The organism is Stenotrophomonas sp. FW305-C-20-S1, assembly GCF_058783335.1.
Genome location: NZ_JBYTEK010000016.1, coordinates 19485 through 37025, shown reverse-complemented (window position 1 = coordinate 37025; position 17541 = coordinate 19485). Strand labels below are relative to the sequence as shown.

Here is a 17541-nt window from a genome sequence, read left to right as displayed (position 1 = left end):
GACTCAGTGCGCCTCATCCCAATTGCTGCCAGTACCGGTATCGACCACCAACGGCACCCGCAATTGTGCCGCTTGCGACATGCGCTGCACGACATTGCTACGCAGTTCTTCGATGAAACCGGCCTCGGCTTCGAACACCAGTTCATCGTGCACCTGCAGGATCATCCGCGCCGGTGCGCCGCTGTCACGCAGCCATTTGTCCACATCGACCATGGCGCGCTTGATGATGTCGGCGGCGGTGCCCTGCATCGGTGCATTGATCGCCGCACGTTCAGCGCCAGCACGCAGGCCCTGGTTACGTGCATGAATGTCGTTCAGGTACAGCCGGCGACCGAACAGGGTCTCCACGTAGCCCTGCTCGCGGGCCTGCTCGCGCATGCGCTCCATGAAGTCACGCACGCCCGGATAGCGGCTGAAGTACAGCGCCACATAATCCTGCGCCTGGCCGCGGTCGATGCCGAGGTTGCGGGCCAGTCCGAACGCGCTCATGCCGTACATCAGGCCGAAGTTGATCGCCTTGGCCGCGCGGCGCTCGTTGCTGGTCACTTCTTCCAGGGTGCGGCCGAACACCTCGGCGGCGGTGGCGCGATGCACGTCGGCGCCCTGCTCGAAGGCCCGCACCAGGCCCGGGTCTCCGGACAGATGCGCCATGATCCGCAGCTCGATCTGCGAATAGTCGGCCGCCAGCAGCTGGAAGCCTTCCGGGGCGATGAACGCACGGCGGATGCGGCGGCCATCCTCGGTGCGGATCGGGATGTTCTGCAGGTTCGGATCGGACGAGGACAGGCGGCCGGTGGCGGCGCCGGACTGGTGGTAGCTGGTGTGCACCCGGCCGGTTTCGGAGTTGACCATCTCCGGCAGCTTGTCGGTATAGGTGCTGCGCAGTTTGGCCAGGCCACGGTACTCGAGGATCACCCGGGGCAGCTCGTGCTGCTCGGCAATCGCCTCCAGCGCCTCTTCATTGGTGCTGGGCTGGCCCTTGGGGGTCTTCACCACCGCCGGCAGCTTCAGCTCGTCGAACAACACCGCCTGCAGCTGCTTGGGCGAATCCAGGTTGAAGCTGCGCCCGGCCAGTTCGGTGGCCTTCTGCTGCGCGGCCAGCATGCGCGAGGACAGGTCCTGGCTCTGCCGGCGCAGTTCGTCGGTGTCGATCCGCACGCCATTGGCTTCGATGCTGGCCAGCACCGGCACCAGCGGCATCTCGATGCTGCGGTACACGCTGTCCAGGGTCGGTTCGGCCAGCAGCTGCGGCTGCAGCGCGTGGTGCAGGCGCAGGGTGATGTCGGCGTCTTCGGCGGCGTAGCGGCCGGCCTCGTCGATGCCCACCTGCGAGAACGAAATCTGCTTGGCGCCCTTGCCTGCCACGTCCTCGAACTTGATGGTGTTGTAGCCCAGGTAACGCAGGGCCAGCGAATCCATGTCGTGGCGGGTGGCGGTGGAATTGAGCACGAAGCTCTCAAGCATGGTGTCGTCGTGGTAGCCCTGCACGTCCACGCCATGGCGGCGCAGCACGTGCAGGTCGTACTTGCCATGCTGGCCGAGCTTCTTCTTCGCCGGGTCCTGCAGCACCGGCCGCAGCGCATCGAGCACCTGTGCCAGCGGCAGCTGTGCCGGCGCGCCGGGATAATCGTGGCCGACCGGGATGTAGGCGGCCTTGCCCGGCTCCACCGCCAGGCTGATGCCGACCAGGCGCGCACGCATCGCATCCAGTGCGTCGGTCTCGGTGTCGAAGCTGATCAGGTCAGCCTGCTGCACGCGCGCAACCCAGGCCTGCAGCTGCTCGGTGGTCAGCACGGTCTCGTACTCGCCGGGCGCCGACAGCGCCGGATCGAGCTCGCCAACGGGTGGCGCTTCGGCGCTGCCACGGGCAAAGCCGGCGGCGGTGCCGCGCAGGCTCGGCGTCGCGTCGTTGGCCACTGCAGGCGCCGGTACCGGCCCGCCCAGCTCCTTCAATGCCTGGGTGAAGCCGTAACGCAGGTACAGCTCGCCCAGGGTGGGCACATCCGGATCGCGCAGGGCCAGCGTGGTCGGGCTGGCGTCCAGCGCGACGTCGGTGCGGATGGTCACCAGCTCCTTGTTCAGCGGCAGGCGCTCCAGCGCAGCGCGCAGGTTTTCGCCGATCTTGCCCTTCATGGTCGGCGCCGCTGCCATCACCCCGTCCAGATGCTGGTATTCGGCCAGCCACTTGGCGGCCGTCTTCGGCCCGCACTTCTCCACGCCGGGCACGTTGTCCACGGTATCGCCCATCAGCGCCAGCAGGTCGACGATCTGGTCGGCGCGCACGCCGAACTTGTCCATCACCGCCGCGTCCGAATCCATGCGGCTGCCGGTCATGGTGTTGACCAGTTCGATGCCCGGCCGGACCAGCTGCGCGAAATCCTTGTCGCCGGTCGAGATGGTGACCTTCAGGTCCTGTGCCACGCCCTGCAGGGCCAGGGTGCCGATCACATCGTCGGCCTCCACGCCGTCGATGCGCAGGATGCTGATGCCCAGCGCTTCGACGATGCGGCACATCGGCTCGACCTGGCTGCGCAGTTCATCGGGCATCGGCGGGCGGTTGGCCTTGTACTGGTCGTACAGGTCATCGCGGAAGGTCTTGCCTGGGGCATCGACGACGAAGGCGACGTAGGCCGGGCGCTCCTTCAGCGTCGAGCGCAGCATGTTGACCACGCCGAACAGCGCGCCGGTGGGCTCACCCTGTGCATTGGACAGGGGCGGCAGCGCGTGGAACGCGCGGTACAGGTAACTGGACCCGTCGATCAGGACTAATCTGCTCATGTGTCGATTCTACGCGCCTGTTCCTGCATCGCGGCGACACGGCAGCGACGCGGCGTTGGGGCATAATCAAGGCTCTTTCCAGGCAAAGGCCCCGCCGATGAAGACCCTGATGCTGGCTTCCCTGCTCCTGCTTGCTGGCTGCGCCAGCATGGGCGGTGCGGGCGCTCCCCCGGTGGACGTCAAGGGCGCCGATGTTTCCAAGCGCACGATGGACAACGGCGACACCATCGAGGAATACCGGGTGTCCGGCCAGTTGCGCATGGTCAAGGTGACGCCGGCACGCGGCGCCCCGTTCTACATGTATGACAAGAACGGCGATGGCCGCTTCGACAATGACAAGGATGGCGTGTCGCCGGTGTACTGGAAGCTGTACAGCTGGTGATGTGGCCGGGGTCGGATCCCTTTCCACGGGAAAGGGCTCTGACCCCATCAAGGCGATCGGCACGGCCCATCCACGCATGGCGTGGATCTACTGGCATTGCGGTGGCCCCATCCACGCATGGCGTGGACCTTTGACGGTGAACTGGAGTAGATCCACGCCATGCGTGGATGCTCTTCGGGCCGCCGGAAAAAACAACGCCGGCGCGCATCCTGCGGCCGGCGTCGGGTCCCCTCCCCGGGAACGCTTCCGTATCAGCGGATGACCAGCACCGGCAGCGTGCTGCGCGCCAGCACCTCGGCGGTCTGGCTGCCCAGCAGCACGCGGGTGACGCCGCGGCGGCCGTGCGAGGTCATTACGATCAGATCGCTGTTGCGCTGGCCCGCCGTCTCGATGATGCCGTCGGCCGCGTAGCGGTCCAGCACATGCACCGGATTGGCGGTGATGCCCTGCTCGGCCGCCTTGGCCAGGGCCGGCTGCAGCACCTTCTGCGCGCCTTCCTCGCGGTCGGCCTTGTACTCCGGGCTGTTCATGTACCCCACGCTCCAGCCCATGGCGTCGTACATGCCGACGGCCCAAGGCTCGGAGACGGTGACGATGTCGACCTCGGCGTTAAGGTCCTTGGCCAGCTCCAGGCCCTTGGCCAGGCCCTTGTCGGCCAGCTCCGAGCCATCGGTGGCGATCAGGATGCGCTTGTACATGGTGGGGCTCCGCGGTGATCCAGCCAGTGGGAACGACACCATTACACAGCCTGTGTGGAGATCGTGCCTTGCGCAGGATCAATCCGGCAGCGCGCAGCGATGCCTGCGCAGCGCGGCATGATCGGCCGACGCGCCCAGGATCGACAGGCGACTGGAATGCTCCGGTAGCGCCGGGCCACGCCCGGCGGGCACTCAGGCCTGCACCGTCACCCGCCAGCCACCGTCGTGCGGCTGCCAGTCGAATTCCACCGGCAGGAACTTCTCGATCAACCGCGCATTGCTGACCAGGTGATCGCTCAGCACGTGGGTGGTGAACGCACCGCCGCCCGCCAGCGCCATCGGCAGCAGCAACTGGTCGGACAGGTACTCGCCAACAGCACCGGTCCCGTCCAGGTACTGCTTGACCTGCCCGGCCAGGCGCGCCCCGACCTGCTCGGCGGAGACACTGCGCTCGCCGTGGCCGCTGAACACCTCCACGTGATCACCATGACGCACGCGCACCAGGGCGACGTTGCCCGGTCCCAGCGCCGGCCGTATCGATTGCACGTTGCGCGGGTGCGGGTCCACGCCCAGCGTCTCGGCCAGTACCTGCAGTTCGCGCAGGCCGATGCCGCTGGACAGGCCGGACATCAGCACCTGTGCCTCGATCGCCTGCAACGGTGCACGCACCTCCAACGACGGCGGCTGCAACGCCGCGCACGGCTGCACCTGCACCTCCATCACGCCGCCACCGGCTGGATGGAAACCGTGCTGCAGCAGCTGCATCGACGCCTGCACGCCCATCCGGCCCAGCGCCGGCAGATAGCTTTGCGCGATGAAATCCGCGCTGGGTGCCAGCGGGTTGTGGGTACCGCCTTCCAGGCGCAGCTGCGACGGCCCCTGCGCGCGCCACAGCGCGGGTAGTACGGTCTGCAGCACCAGCGTGGCCGAGCCGGCGCTGCCGGTCGCGAAGTGGTAGGTGCCGGCGCTCACCCGCCCCGGCTCGAAGCGCAACGAGGTAGCGCCCAGTTCTGCACCGTGCACACAGGCGTTGCCGACCCGCGCCGCAGCGTTCACCGCGGTCAGGTGCTGGCGCATCAACCCCGGCTTGCGCCGGATCGCGCGGATGTTGTGCAGCGTGAAGCCGGTGCCGGTGCACAGGCTCAGGGTCAGTGCCGAGCGCAGGAGCTGTCCGCCTCCGTGCCCGCCATCCAGTTCAATCATGTCCATCTGTCTGTTCCTCCGTGCCCGTTGTTCGATGCCGGGCCCTGCTGCCGTGCGCGGCGCAGTGTACGCCGCGCACGGGTTGCCTCATCCCTTCACGCACACCACCTGGCGCAGCGTGTGCACGATCTCGACCAGATCGCGCTGGGCCTCCATCACCGCCTCGATCGGCTTGTAGGCCGCCGGCGATTCATCCACCACCTCCGCATCCTTGCGGCACTCCACGTGCGCGGTGGCCTTGGCGTGGTCATCCACCGTGATCAGCTTGCGTGCCTGGGTACGGCTCATCACGCGGCCGGCACCGTGGCTGCAGCTGTGGAAGCTGTCCTCGTTGCCGAGGCCACGCACGATGAAGCTCTTGGCCCCCATGCTGCCCGGAATGATGCCCAGTTCGCCCTTGCGCGCACTCACCGCACCCTTGCGGGTCAGCATCACTTCCTTGCCGAAGTGGGTCTCGCGGTTCACGTAGTTGTGGTGGCAGTTCACCGCCTCGGCCTCGGCCTCGAACGGCTTGCTGATCACCGTGCGCACCGCAGCCACCACGTTGCGCATCATCACCTCGCGGTTCATGCGTGCGAAACGCTGCGCCCAGTCCACCGCGAACACATAGTCGCCGTAGTGCTGGCTGCCCTCGGGCAGGTAGGCCAGGTCCTGGTCGGGCAGGTTGATCATCCAGCGGCGCATTTCCTGCTTGGCCAGCTCAATGAAGTAGGTGCCGATGGCATTGCCTACGCCACGCGAACCGGAGTGCAGCATGAACCACACGCGCTGCTCCTGGTCCAGGCAGACCTCGACGAAGTGGTTGCCGGTACCCAGCGTTCCCAGGTGCTTGAGGTTGTTGGTGTTCTTCAGGCGCGGGTGACGCTCGCAGATCAATGCGAAGTCATCCACCAGCTGCGCCCAGCCTTCCACCGCCAATTCGGGCGGCGTGTCCCAGCTGCCCTTGTCACGGCCCCCGCGGGTGACGCTGCGGCCGTGCGGCACCGCCCGCTCGATCGCGCTGCGCACCGCCGACAGGTTGTCCGGCAGGTCGCTGGCGACCAGCGTGGTGCGCACCGCGATCATGCCGCAGCCGATGTCCACGCCCACCGCTGCAGGAATGATCGCGCCGATGGTCGGCACCACCGAACCCACGGTCGCGCCCTTGCCCAGGTGCACGTCGGGCATCACCGAGATCCACTTGTGGATGAAGGGCAGCTTGGCGATGTTCTGCAGCTGCTCGCGCGCCTGGTCTTCCAGCGGCACGCCGCGGGTCCACAGCTTGATCGGTGCAGCGCCCGGCTGCTGGATCACGTCGTAATTGAGGGTGGTCATGGTGATGTTTCCTTTCATCCAAAGCAAAAACAAAGAAGGTGCGGTGACAAAGGAGGTGGAACATTCCGTCACCCGCGTTGCCGCGGAGGACGGCCGGGACTTGAACCCGACCCCGAAGGGCTTCCGATGTAGTTCCACCTGCATTCCCCGCGCAACGAAAGCGAAGGTGCCGGCAGCACGACAAGAATCTGGAGGAACATCCTGCTCTACCACTGAGCTACTGCCGCGTTGCCGTGGCAGGCGGGAGTCGAACCCGCGACCTGGAGCTTAAGGGGCTGTAGTTCCTCCGGCATTCGCGCTGCCGGCATTGAAGCGGTGGCACCGTTGCCGGTGCCGTTTGAAAAAGTGCGGTGACAAGGGAGGTGGAACGTCTGCTTCCTCACGACAGGCAGGAAACGCGGGACTCGAACCCGACCCCGAAGGGACAACCAATGTAGTTCCACCAGCATTCACCGCGAAAACGAATTCCTGGCCCTGCCCGGCTGGCCCCATTGCCAGCCGGGCGGTCCGTGCGGCCTCCCTGCCGCCTTACAACGCCATGTCCTGGATGCGCTCGACCCAGCTGCTGCCGTCCTCGGCCGCAGCGGCGTACTGCGCCATCAGGTCGAACACCGCATCGCTGAAGCCACCGATGTGCAGCACGTCACCGCGCTGCACGGTCTGGCTGCTGGCCACCGGCTGCAGGTCGATGCACACCAGCCGCGCCTGTGGGCAGCGACGCTTCAATGCATCCCACTGCAGCATCGTGGCCGTCTGGCCGCCCTGGCGGGTGTCACGCCAACTTTCGTTGTCCGACACCAGCACCACCAGGTCCACCGGCTCGCGCCGCAGGTTGAGGTAGTGCAGCGGCGCGCTGACCGACGTACCACCGCCGTTGATGGCCAGCTGGCGGGCCAACGTCATCACGCTGTCGCGCGGGTTCAGGCGCACGTGGCGCACCTCGGTATCGAACGGCAACACCTTGGCCTGCGGCTGGCCGCGCAGCACGCAGGCTGCAACCAGCGCCGCCACGTCCACGCAGCGCGCCGCCGTGCTGGAGCCCTTGCGGTAGCCGGTTACCGGCGACTGCATGGAACCGGACACGTCAACCGCCACCACCACCCGCCCGGGCAATGCCGGGGCCGACGCCGTGGCGATCTCCATCGCGTCCTGCAACGCTTCCAGGATCGGCGCCGGCAAGCCACCGCCGGCGTGGAAGGCCATCAGCAGCTGGTAGGGCAGTACGCGGGCACGACACACCTGCTGCGGATCACGCAGGCGCTCTGCGATCACCTGCACCATCGCCGGATCGTCGAACACGCCATGGCGGGCGAACGTGTTGAGGTTCATCCGCATCGACTGCCACGATGCATTGCGGGCCAGTGCCGACCACTGCGCCGCGTCCAGCGGCAGCGTGCTGTAGTACTGGAACGGCAGGTCCGGCGGCAGTCCGCGCGGGTCACGCTTGAACGCCTCGTACGCCTGCACCACTGCCGGCAGCTGCGCCTCGTCGTAGGGACGACCGATGATCCATGCATACAGCGCCTTGCGCTCGGCGTTGGCCGGCTTCGGGTGCACCATGCGGATCACATCGGCCAGCGACGGCTGCTGGCCGATCGCCGCACGCACCAGCGTTTCCGCCGACGCCTGCTGGATCCACTCACGCACCCTGCGCTTGGGCAGCGAGCCCAGCGAGCGGCGCCCCACCTGGCCGCTGCGCATGATCTGCACGAAGGTGCGCAGCTGGCGGCCGTTGTCGATCACCCGCGGGAAAACCAGGGCGAACGCCTCCGGGTCGCGCAGGCTCAGCACCGCCAGCAGCAGCGCCGGCATGTCCTTCATGTGTGCGACCTGGCGGGCGTACAGGGCGGTACGGGCGATGAAGCGCGGCTCGACCTGCGCGGTCAGCGCCAGCACCTGCTGCAGCTGTGCCTCGGCGTCGCTGTAGAAGGTGTTGTTCAGGCACCCGGTGGCCGCATACAGCGCCAGCGCGGCACGCGGGTCGCGGCGGTAGGCCAGGCCACCGGCTTCATTGACGGTGTCTGCCTGCGGCGGCTGCGGCGTGCGCATCCAGGAGAAGAGCGAAAGGTTGGCCATGCTGATGTCCTCGGCGGGAACAGCCCGCGTCGTGTCTTGCCGGATATAGAGCAATGGCCGTGCCAACTTTTGCGAAACCATCGCATGCTATTGATTTTGAAGTGATTTCAATAGAAGAAGGCCATCCTACCCAGCGGACACCGGCGAAAAGATATATATTTCCCGCGCCTCTTTTATAGGAATGGATATGGCGCGTCGGCAGGTAGTATTCGGCATGCTGGGCACCCAGCTCGACGCAGGCGAGGGTCCGGGCCGCTGGCAGAAGTGGCGCCCGACCGTTTCGCTGGGCATGCATGAGGATTTCCTGCCCGACCGCATCGAGCTGCTGCTGGATGAGCGCCGCTACAGCAAGCTGGCGCGCGTGGTCTGCGAGGACCTGGCGCAGGCCGCGCCGGGCATCAGCGTGCAGCGTCACGACACCTACCTGGCCGATCCATGGGAATTCGAGGGGGTCTACGCCTCCCTGCACGACTTTCTCGCGCGCTACCCGTTCCAGCCGGAGGAGGAGGACTACTACGTCCACATCACCACCGGCACGCACGTGGCGCAGATCTGCTGGTTCCTGTTGACCGAGAGCCGTCATTTCCCCGGACGGCTGCTGCAGACCTCGCCACCGCGCAAGCAGGACGGTGCCGCCGGCACGTACGCGATCATCGACCTGGATTTGTCGCGCTACGACCACATCGCCCAGCGCTTCGCCCAGCAGCAGCTGCTGGATCGCGACCTGCTGAAGGGCGGCATCGCCACCCGCAACGCCGCCTTCAACCGGATGATCGAGCAGATCGAGACGGTGGCCACCCGCTCACGTGCGCCGATGCTGCTGATGGGACCGACCGGTGCCGGCAAGAGCCAGCTGGCCAAGCGCGTGTTCGAGCTGAAGAAGCTCAAGCACCAGCTGCCCGGTCGCTTCGTCGAAGTGAACTGCGCAACACTGCGCGGCGACGGTGCGATGAGCACCCTGTTCGGTCACACCAAAGGCGCCTACACCGGCGCTTCCAGCGACCGTGCCGGCCTGCTGCGCTCAGCGCACCAAGGGCTGCTGTTCCTGGACGAGATCGGCGAACTCGGCCAGGACGAACAGGCGATGCTGCTGCGGGCGCTGGAAGAGAAGCGCTTCCTGCCGGTCGGCAGTGACCGCGAAGTGGAGAGCGATTTCCAGCTGATCGCCGGCACCAACCGCGATCTGCAGCAGTCGGTGCTGGAAGGCCGCTTCCGCGAAGACCTGCTGGCGCGCCTCAACCTGTGGACGTACCACCTGCCCGGGCTGGCGCAGCGCATGGAAGACATCGAGCCGAACATCGAGTTCGAGCTGGAGCGCTGGTCGCAGGACCAACATGCGCGGGTACGCTTCAACACCGAGGCGCGCACGCGCTATCTCGCATTCGCCACCAGCCCGGAAGCGGCGTGGCGTGGCAACTTCCGCGACCTGGGCGCGTCGATCATGCGCCTGGCCACGTTGGCCAGCGCCGGGCGCATCCAGATCGAGGGCGTGGAGGACGAGATCGCGCGCCTGCGGGCACAGTGGCGCGGCGGCGATGCGCCGTCTCCGCTGGATGCCCTGCTGGGCGATACCGTGGACGCGCTGGACCGTTTCGACCGCGTGCAGCTGGAAGAAGTGGTGCGGGTCTGTGCACGCTCGAAGTCGCTGTCCGCCGCCGGGCGCGAGCTGTTTGCGGTCTCGCGCACCCAGCGCGCCAGCACCAACGATGCCGACCGCCTGCGCAAGTACCTGGCGAAGTTCGGGCTGGACTGGGAGCAGGTGCGGGGGCCGGCCCGGTAGCGCGACGGCCCGGCTTGCGCGTGCACCGGTCACGGCGCATGCTCCGGCTGCGACCCCCTACCTGAACGGAGATTTCCCATGCAGGACCGCCCCCGCTCGACTTCCAGAACCGGCCTGATCATCGTGCTGGCCTGTGTCGCTGCCGTCGTCCTGCTCGTGGGTGGCTACCAGTTCGGCAAATCACTGGCCAAGGCCGACAACGCTCAGCAGGCTGCGGCCGCCCAGCCAGCACGCTGACCCCGCTCCGGTAGTGCCGGCCGCTGGCCGGCAGCCGCCGCTATCCCGGCACCTGGAGCAGCCGGCCCGCTCCACCCGAAACCGCAGCTTCAGGCGATCTGCACCACGCGTGCGTTCTGGCACAGCGGGTAGCTGCCGACGAATTCAGCGATCGCATCACGCATCGCCTCGAACGACCTGCCGTACATGTACAGCGCGGTCTCGCTCGGGCCCTGCCACCAGCTGCAGATCTCGCCCAGGCCATCGATGCGCTCGGACAGCTGCTCGAACACGTGGTTCGAATCGCACTGCTCGTACACCTCGTCCGGCAGGGTCAGGCCATCCAGGTAGATGCCCAGGCCTTCGGTCACGCCGAAGCTGCGGTCGGCCTCGCCTGCGCCCTGCACCTGCGACCCCTTCGGTGCCCCCAGCTGCTCCAGCAGGTCGACCAGCTTCGGCACGCCCCCGGCATCGGCCAGTGCCACTTCGATATCGCCGTACTCGACTTCGCCCTCGTCGGACATCGCAGTACCGCCTCCGGTGATCCCGCCCAGATCGGCCGCCTGCAGCAGCGCGTCCAGCGGATCCTCGAACAGCTCATGGCGATGCTCGGGCTGCAGCCTGGCGTTCAACTTCACGGTGACATGCAGCGTGGGTTCGGTCATGAGGGCGTTCCTGGGAGATGTGGACGCCATTGTAGAGCCGAAGGTAGCGGCAGGAACCGCTGCCAACGTCGCTTGCGACGGCCCGAAGGGTGACGGTCAGCACGAGCGGCATAGCCCATGCTCGGCTGCCTTTTGTAGAGTCGAGCCGTGCTCGGCTGCCTTTCCCCGTAGAATCAGCCGAGCGTGGGCTCGGCCCTGCAATCACTCCGGTCAGCGCAGGAACGGGATCACTTTGCGCTTGAGCAGTTCCACCAGCACCGGATCCATGTACTCGTAGTCATAGGGAATATCCAGGCAGATCACCCGCTTGCCGTTCAACCATGCCTTGTAGCGGCTGGAAAGCCGGTTGCGGTGCGCCCGCTCCATCACGAACACCAGATCGGCCCATTGCAGCAGCTCGGGGCTGAGCACTTCCTCGGCGTCGGCAAGCAACCCGGCCGAGGCGGTTTCGACGCCCGGCCAATCGGCGAACACCTGCTCGGCCGTCGGACTGCGCAGACGGTTCTGGCTGCAGAGGAAGAGCACGTTGCGGGTCATCAGCACTCGCCTTTGTAGAGCCGAGCCCGTGCTCGGCTGCTTTCCATCGCGTCGGGGTCAGAGCCCTCCTACGGGAGGGATCCGACCCCGGCGGTGATCAGATCACCGTCAGGTTGGCATACGCCATCACCAGCCACTTGCTGCCGGCGTCGGCGAACTCGATCTGCACGCGTGCGTGGGCACCGTTGCCTTCGTAGTCGGTCACCATGCCTTCGCCGAACTTGGGATGGTTGACCAGCGCACCCAGCTTGATCGGCGGCGTTTCGATGGCGGCGTGTCCCATCACCCGGCTTGCGCCCATCGACGCCGGCCGCGAGACCTGCACCTTCGGCCGCACTTCGTGCAGCAGCTCGCGCGGGATCTCGCGCAGGAAACGCGAAGGCAGGCTGTAGTTGTCCTGGCCGTGGATGCGCCGCGATTCGGCGTAGCTGAGCACCAGCTTCTGCCGCGCGCGGGTGATGCCGACGTAGGCCAGCCGACGCTCTTCTTCCAGCCGCCCGCTTTCCTCCAGCGACCGTGCACTGGGGAACAACCCCTCTTCCACGCCGGCCAGGAACACCAGCGGGAATTCCAGGCCCTTGGCCGAGTGCAGCGTCATCAGCTGCACGCCTTCCTCGCCGGCCTGCGCCTGGCCCTCACCGGCCTCCAGCGCCGCGTAGGCCAGGAACGCGACCAGCTCGTCCATGTCCTCGCCCACTTCCTCGATGTCGTCGGCACGGCGCACGAAGCGCGAGGCCACCGACACCAGTTCGTCGAGGTTGTCGGTGCGCGATTCCGAGTCCAGCGCGTTGCGGCTTTCCTTGCTCCAGTGCTCGCGCAGCTGCGAGCGCACCAGCACATGGTCCACGCGCTCGGCCAGGGTCATCTGCAGGGTCTGCGCCTGCAGTTCGTTGACCAGCACCAGGAAGCCGGCCAGCGCATTGCGGGCACGTGCCGCCAGTGCGCTGCCCTGGGTCACCAGCATGGTGGCTTCCCACAGCGAGATGCCCTGGGCGCGCGCTTCGCGGCGCACTTCGTCCAGCGTGCGGTCACCGATGCCACGGGTGGGCGTATTCACCGCGCGCTCGAATGCAGCGTCGTCGTTGCGGTTGGACAGCAGGCGCAGGTAGGCCAGCGCATCCTTCACTTCGGCGCGCTCGAAGAAGCGCATGCCGCCATACACGCGGTACGGCACCTGTTCGCTCAGCAGCGCTTCTTCCAGCGCGCGCGACTGCGCGTTGCTGCGGTAGAGCACGGCCACTTCGGTGTAGCTGCCGCCGTCGCGCACCCACTGCCGTGCGCGCTCGACGATGTAGCGCGCCTCGTCCATCTCGTTGTACGCCGCGTACAGGTCGATCGGCTCGCCGTCACCACTGTCGGTCCACAGCTGCTTGCCGATGCGGTCCGGGTTGTGCGCGATCACCGCATTGGCGGCACTGAGGATGTTGGCGGTGGAACGGTAGTTCTGCTCCAGGCGGATGGTCTGCGCGCCCGGGAAATCGCGCAGGAAGCCCTGCACGTTCTCGACCTTGGCACCGCGCCAGCCGTAGATGGCCTGGTCGTCATCACCGACCACGAACACGTGGCCCTCGTGCCCGGCCAGTACCCGCACGAAGGCGTACTGGATGGCGTTGGTATCCTGGAATTCGTCCACCAGGATCTCGCGGAACCGCGCGCGGTAATGCGACAGCAACGGCGGATTGTCGCGCAGCAGTTCGTGCGCGCGCAGCAGCAGCTCGGCGAAATCGACCAGGCCGGCACGGTCACACCGCGCCTGGTACTCGGCGTAGGCCTGGCGCATGGTTTCCAGCCACGCATCGTTCGGCTCGGGCTGGATGTGCTGCGGGCGACGGCCCTCATCCTTCTGCGCGTTGATCCACCAGGCAATCTGCTTGGGCGGGTACTTACCGTCATCCAGCTCCAGCGCCTGCACCACGCGCTTGACCAGCCGCAGCTGGTCGTCCGAATCCATCACCTGGAAGCCTTCAGGCAGCTTGGCATCCTGCCAGTGCAGGCGCAGCAGGCGGTTGGCCAGGCCGTGGAAGGTGCCGATCCACATGCCGCGGCTGCCATGCGGCAGCTGCGCGTCGATGCGATGGCGCATCTCGCCGGCGGCCTTGTTGGTGAAGGTCACCGCGAAAATGCCGTGGGTCGGCACGCCTTCGACTTCATGCAGCCAGGCAATGCGGTGGGTGAGTACGCGCGTCTTGCCCGACCCGGCACCGGCCAGCACCAGGTGGTGACCGAGGGGAGCGGAGACGGCTTCGCGCTGGGCCGGGTTCAGGCCATCAAGCAAGTGGGAGACATCCATGCCTCCATTTTACGGCATCGAGGTCGCAGCTCCTGCGACCACCTGCGCGGCGAGTGCCTGCGCCTGCTGACGCAGTTCAGGCACCGCCAGGCTTTCCCACAGGCTGCCAATGCGCAGGCTGCCAAGTACCCCCAGGCGCGCCTGTGGCTGGCCACCCACTGCACACAACCGGTCGCCCGGCACACTGCTGTCCAGGCCCAGCTCATGCGGGCCGGGGCGGGCCAGGCCATCGGCCTGCAGCTGTTGCAGCAAGGGATTGCGCAGTGCCGAGGCGCGGGTCTCCACACCGGTGGCATTGACCACCGCAGCGATCGTCCACTGCACGTTGCCGCCGCCCGCCTCGCGGCCCGACAGCCGCAGGGCATCACCGTCGCGCCACACGCGCTGCAGGCGGGCGCGGTGAACGCGCAGCTGGCCGCTGGCCTGCAGCGCCTGCAACTGCTCAGCCACCGGTTCAGCAATGCGATGGCGGTGCACGTCCCAGTAGCGCACCACGTGGCGCAGGAAGCGGCGCTGGTCGGCGGCGTCCATGCTCTGCCACAGCGCTTGGCCGTGCGGGCGGATGCGATCCATCACGCCCTGCCAGGGCATGCCGTCGACCTGTGCCTTGCGCGCGTGCTGGCGCAGCGCGTGCAGGCGCTGGCGCAGGCTCATCGTCAGCAGCTCCTGCGGGTCGAACGCCGGCAGACCGCCGTGGGCGTGCGGCAATGGCAGCAGCCCGTGGCGCGAGATCACGTGCAGCGGTCCGCTATGGCCGCCGGCCACCAACGCCAGCACGGTGTCGGCCATGCTCAGCCCGGAGCCGACGATGGCCAGGGCATGGTCACTGGCCAGCGTGCGTACGCCGTCGTAATCCCAGGCCTCGACCACGTCATCGGCGGGCAACGCATCGGCGCCGTCCACCGGCAGCGGCCGCATGCTGTTGCCGGTGGCGATCACCACCTGCGCTGCATGCAGTGTTTGGCCATCGCCCAGCTGCAGCTGGTAACCGTGGTCATCCGGATGCAACGCCAGCACCGGCTGGGCCACGATCTGCAATCGCGCCGCACTGGCCGCTTCGGCCTCGCGCAGGCGCTGCTGCAGGTAGGCAGCGAAGTAGTGGCGACACACATAGCGTTCGCCCAGCACTTCGCGCGCCTCGCCCGGGTACGCGTTGGCGGCCTGCAGGAAATCGAGGAAGTCGCCGGGCTGGTCGGGGAAGGCGCTCATTTTCGCCGCCGGCACGTTCAGCAGGTGCTCCGGCCACGGCGTGGCATAGGCAATGCCCTGTGCCAGCTGCGAGGCCGGCTCGAAAATGGCCAGTGCCAGCGGTGCCTGGGCCTGGCGCAACACCTGGATCGCCACCAGCACCCCGGCCGCACCACCGCCGATGATCGCCAGGTCCAGTTCGCCACTAAACGGTGAATCAGTCATGCGCCGATTGTAGGCCATCGGCCCTGCCCGGCTGGCGCTGGCCTACATCAAGGCATCGGCCAGGCGCGCGATGCCCTCGCGGCTGCGCAGCCACGCGGGGCGCTTGCGCCACTGCTCCAGGTCCAGCAGGCGCGACTGGCGCAGGTAGTCGTCCTCGATGGCGCACAACTGCGTGACCAGCTGACGGTCGTAGCAGATCAGGCCGATTTCGGCATTCAGCGCGAACGAGCGGATATCCATGTTGATCGACCCGAGCACGGCGATGTCCTCATCCACGCTCATGTGCTTGGCATGCAGGAACTGCGGCTCGTACAGCGCGATCTGCACACCGCAGCGCAGCAGCTCGTCGTAGTAGGCCTCCTGCGCCCACGAGGTCAGCCGCTGGTTGTTGCTGGCCGACAGGATCAGCTGCACCTGCACGCCGGACAGCGCGGCGATGCGCAGTGCACTCAGCGTTGCTTCGTCGGGCACGAAGTAGGGCGTGACCATCACCAGCCGCCGCCGGGCAAGATGGATCAGCGCGGCCACCGCATCGCGCGCGTTGCTGTACGGGTAGGCCGGGCCACTGGGCAGCAGCTGGGTGGCGATGTCCTCGCTGCACACCGGCACGTCGGCGATGACCTCCAGGCGCTGCCCGGTTTCGATGTACCAGTCGCTGGCGAACACCGCTTCAAGGTGCGCCACCGCAGGCCCGCGCACGCGCGCCACCAGCTCGCGGTTGGGGTGGCCGGCAACGAATTCAGGGCGCGCCAGGTTCTGCGAACCGACATAGCCTACTTCGTTGTCGATCACTGCGATCTTGCGATGGTTGCGCAGGTCCATGCGTCCGCTGCGGCGCCAACGCAGGCCGCCGGGCAGCATCGCGCGCACTTCGATGTCACGTGACCGCAGCCGCTTGCTGTATGCGCGCAGGCCCCGCTTGGCGCCGACCGCATCCAGCAGCACGCGGCACTGCACGCCGCGCGCTGCGGCACGCTGCAGGGCTTCGACGATGGCCTCGCCCACCGTGTCATCGAACATCAGGTAGTACAGCAGGTGCACCCGGTCCTGGGCCTGGTCGATGTCGGCGATCAGGGTGTGCAGTGATTCGTCATAGTCGGTCAGCAGGTCGATCGCGTTGCCGTGCACCGGCATGAAATCGCCCTGGCGCTGCACCAGCGGCACCACTTCGGCGCTGGCCGAATCGGGCTGCGGCGTCCAGCGCAGGCGGCGCTGCAGCGCCTGTTCTTCACGGATGACCTGCGAGGCCTCGGCCTGCCGGCGGATGCGCTCGCGCGACAGCCACGGATGCCCGAACAGCAGATAGAGCGGCAGGCCCAGCAGCGGCACGAAGCCGACCAGCAGCAGCCAGCTGCGCGCCGCGCCCGGCGTAGTACGGGTGGGGATCCAGCACAGCGCCACCAGCCGGATCAGCCAGTCGATCAACAGCAGGTACGAGCCCAGCAGCCACTCGAACAGCATCGCGTCGCCCGTTGGGAGGTGTGGGGCCATTCTGCCCAGCGGGGTGTGCAGAGTCGAGCAGCGCTGGGGACAGCGTGCCGACCAACGGTCGGCACCCACGGGGTCGGAACGTGTCGACCAAGGTCGACACCTACCTGGGGCGGGGGCACAAAAAAACCCGCCACGAGGGCGGGTTTTTTCGGAAGCGACCCGCAATCCTTGCGGATTACTTGATCTTGCCTTCCTTGTACGGGACGTGCTTGCGCACGACCGGATCGTACTTGGAGAATTCCATCTTCCCCGGGGTGTTCTTCTTGTTCTTGTCGGTCGTGTAGAAGTGACCGGTACCAGCGGTCGAAATCATACGGACCTTATCGCGCTTGCCTGCCATGATCGTCTACTCCTCAGACCTTTTCGCCGCGCGCACGCAGCTCAGCCAGAACGGAATCGATACCGTTCTTGTCGATGGTGCGCAGTGCATGCGCGGAAACACGAAGCTTCACCCAGCGGTTCTCGCTGGCAACCCAGAAGCGGCGCTCGTGCAGATTCGGCAGGAAACGACGACGGGTCTTGTTGTTGGCGTGCGAGACGTTGTTACCCGTCTGCACTCGCTTGCCGGAAACCTGGCATACGCGGGACATGGCGCACCTCGATAGTAAGTTGTGTCTCCCCGTAGCCCGGGGGACGGCGGCCTCGGTGGTTGCCCACCACACGTCAAGAGAATCAAAGGGTTACGCTGGCGTTGGGCG

15 protein-coding genes are annotated in these 17541 nt (G+C 67.0%); 3 read left to right on the top strand and 12 right to left on the bottom strand.

The window, feature by feature from the left end; translation table 11 throughout:
• Positions 1 to 3 precede the first annotated feature (3 nt).
• The gene (gene polA / locus AC3WTC_RS10730; protein WP_049466689.1) at positions 4 to 2778 is read right to left on the bottom strand and encodes a DNA polymerase I; all 2775 of its coding nucleotides are present in this window, start codon (positions 2776 to 2778) and stop codon (positions 4 to 6) included.
• A 97-nt stretch (positions 2779 to 2875) separates the two neighbouring features.
• On the opposite strand from polA, the gene AC3WTC_RS10725 reads away from it, so the two are divergent.
• Complete coding sequence (locus AC3WTC_RS10725; RefSeq protein WP_025878043.1) at positions 2876 to 3160, top strand: DUF2782 domain-containing protein; 285 nt, start codon at positions 2876 to 2878, stop codon at positions 3158 to 3160.
• Between the two features lie 251 nt (positions 3161 to 3411).
• Here AC3WTC_RS10725 and AC3WTC_RS10720 read toward each other — a convergent pair whose 3' ends face one another.
• The 4 genes from AC3WTC_RS10720 to AC3WTC_RS10705 form a co-directional block, all read right to left on the bottom strand.
• Positions 3412 to 3858 carry a universal stress protein gene (locus AC3WTC_RS10720; RefSeq protein ID WP_025878044.1) on the bottom strand — a complete coding sequence of 149 codons (447 nt, stop codon included), beginning with the start codon at positions 3856 to 3858 and terminating at the stop codon, positions 3412 to 3414.
• Positions 3859 to 4050: 192 nt separating this feature from the next.
• Positions 4051 to 5067 (bottom strand): RNA 3'-terminal phosphate cyclase, encoded by a 1017-nt coding sequence (gene rtcA / locus AC3WTC_RS10715; RefSeq protein ID WP_025878045.1) that lies wholly within the window; start codon positions 5065 to 5067, stop codon positions 4051 to 4053.
• Positions 5068 to 5148: 81 nt separating this feature from the next.
• Positions 5149 to 6375: an RtcB family protein gene (locus AC3WTC_RS10710; protein ID WP_134833270.1), complete on the bottom strand. Its 1227-nt coding sequence runs from the start codon at positions 6373 to 6375 to the stop codon at positions 5149 to 5151.
• A 528-nt stretch (positions 6376 to 6903) separates the two neighbouring features.
• Positions 6904 to 8451: a VWA domain-containing protein gene (locus tag AC3WTC_RS10705; RefSeq protein WP_223482973.1), complete on the bottom strand. Its 1548-nt coding sequence runs from the start codon at positions 8449 to 8451 to the stop codon at positions 6904 to 6906.
• Positions 8452 to 8632: 181 nt separating this feature from the next.
• Here AC3WTC_RS10705 and rtcR point away from each other — a divergent pair, with 181 nt between their 5' ends.
• Both rtcR and AC3WTC_RS10695 read left to right on the top strand, forming a co-directional pair.
• A complete protein-coding gene (rtcR, locus tag AC3WTC_RS10700; protein WP_492711399.1) occupies positions 8633 to 10231 on the top strand; it encodes an RNA repair transcriptional activator RtcR in 1599 nt (532 codons plus the stop codon).
• Positions 10232 to 10309: 78 nt separating this feature from the next.
• On the top strand, positions 10310 to 10468 hold the full coding sequence (locus tag AC3WTC_RS10695) for a hypothetical protein (protein ID WP_442251881.1): 159 nt from the start codon (positions 10310 to 10312) through the stop codon (positions 10466 to 10468).
• A gap of 89 nt (positions 10469 to 10557) precedes the next feature.
• Here the strand turns inward: AC3WTC_RS10695 and AC3WTC_RS10690 are convergent, their stop codons facing one another.
• The 7 genes from AC3WTC_RS10690 to rpmB form a co-directional block, all read right to left on the bottom strand.
• A complete protein-coding gene (locus AC3WTC_RS10690; RefSeq protein ID WP_492711398.1) occupies positions 10558 to 11112 on the bottom strand; it encodes a hypothetical protein in 555 nt (184 codons plus the stop codon).
• Positions 11113 to 11322: 210 nt separating this feature from the next.
• On the bottom strand, positions 11323 to 11649 hold the full coding sequence (locus AC3WTC_RS10685; protein WP_492711397.1) for a low molecular weight protein tyrosine phosphatase family protein: 327 nt from the start codon (positions 11647 to 11649) through the stop codon (positions 11323 to 11325).
• Between the two features lie 97 nt (positions 11650 to 11746).
• Positions 11747 to 13939: a DNA helicase II gene (gene uvrD, locus AC3WTC_RS10680; RefSeq protein WP_032976788.1), complete on the bottom strand. Its 2193-nt coding sequence runs from the start codon at positions 13937 to 13939 to the stop codon at positions 11747 to 11749.
• A 9-nt stretch (positions 13940 to 13948) separates the two neighbouring features.
• On the bottom strand, positions 13949 to 15370 hold the full coding sequence (locus AC3WTC_RS10675; protein WP_492711396.1) for an FAD/NAD(P)-binding protein: 1422 nt from the start codon (positions 15368 to 15370) through the stop codon (positions 13949 to 13951).
• Between the two features lie 24 nt (positions 15371 to 15394).
• Entirely contained in the window at positions 15395 to 16813 is a 1419-nt protein-coding gene (cls, locus tag AC3WTC_RS10670) for a cardiolipin synthase (RefSeq protein ID WP_025878058.1), read from the bottom strand.
• A gap of 205 nt (positions 16814 to 17018) precedes the next feature.
• Positions 17019 to 17186, bottom strand: a complete 168-nt coding sequence (rpmG, locus tag AC3WTC_RS10665; RefSeq protein ID WP_170272460.1) for a 50S ribosomal protein L33 — start codon at positions 17184 to 17186, stop codon at positions 17019 to 17021.
• Positions 17187 to 17196: 10 nt separating this feature from the next.
• On the bottom strand, positions 17197 to 17433 hold the full coding sequence (gene rpmB, locus AC3WTC_RS10660; protein WP_005411638.1) for a 50S ribosomal protein L28: 237 nt from the start codon (positions 17431 to 17433) through the stop codon (positions 17197 to 17199).
• Between the last annotated feature and the right edge of the window lie 108 nt (positions 17434 to 17541).

What these genes read in the sequence shown, in the direction of transcription:
- AC3WTC_RS10695 (WP_442251881.1), top strand. Translation starts at nt 10,310, where the DNA reads ATGCAGGACCGCCCCCGCTCGACTTCCAGAACCGGCCTGATCATCGTG.
- cls (WP_025878058.1), bottom strand. Translation starts at nt 16,813, where the DNA reads ATGCTGTTCGAGTGGCTGCTGGGCTCGTACCTGCTGTTGATCGACTGG.
- AC3WTC_RS10720 (WP_025878044.1), bottom strand. Translation starts at nt 3,858, where the DNA reads ATGTACAAGCGCATCCTGATCGCCACCGATGGCTCGGAGCTGGCCGAC.
- rpmB (WP_005411638.1), bottom strand. Translation starts at nt 17,433, where the DNA reads ATGTCCCGCGTATGCCAGGTTTCCGGCAAGCGAGTGCAGACGGGTAAC.
- polA (WP_049466689.1), bottom strand. Translation starts at nt 2,778, where the DNA reads ATGAGCAGATTAGTCCTGATCGACGGGTCCAGTTACCTGTACCGCGCG.
- AC3WTC_RS10690 (WP_492711398.1), bottom strand. Translation starts at nt 11,112, where the DNA reads ATGACCGAACCCACGCTGCATGTCACCGTGAAGTTGAACGCCAGGCTG.
- AC3WTC_RS10725 (WP_025878043.1), top strand. Translation starts at nt 2,876, where the DNA reads ATGAAGACCCTGATGCTGGCTTCCCTGCTCCTGCTTGCTGGCTGCGCC.
- rtcA (WP_025878045.1), bottom strand. Translation starts at nt 5,067, where the DNA reads ATGGACATGATTGAACTGGATGGCGGGCACGGAGGCGGACAGCTCCTG.
- AC3WTC_RS10710 (WP_134833270.1), bottom strand. Translation starts at nt 6,375, where the DNA reads ATGACCACCCTCAATTACGACGTGATCCAGCAGCCGGGCGCTGCACCG.
- rtcR (WP_492711399.1), top strand. Translation starts at nt 8,633, where the DNA reads ATGGATATGGCGCGTCGGCAGGTAGTATTCGGCATGCTGGGCACCCAG.
- uvrD (WP_032976788.1), bottom strand. Translation starts at nt 13,939, where the DNA reads ATGGATGTCTCCCACTTGCTTGATGGCCTGAACCCGGCCCAGCGCGAA.
- AC3WTC_RS10685 (WP_492711397.1), bottom strand. Translation starts at nt 11,649, where the DNA reads ATGACCCGCAACGTGCTCTTCCTCTGCAGCCAGAACCGTCTGCGCAGT.
- AC3WTC_RS10705 (WP_223482973.1), bottom strand. Translation starts at nt 8,451, where the DNA reads ATGGCCAACCTTTCGCTCTTCTCCTGGATGCGCACGCCGCAGCCGCCG.
- AC3WTC_RS10675 (WP_492711396.1), bottom strand. Translation starts at nt 15,370, where the DNA reads ATGGCCTACAATCGGCGCATGACTGATTCACCGTTTAGTGGCGAACTG.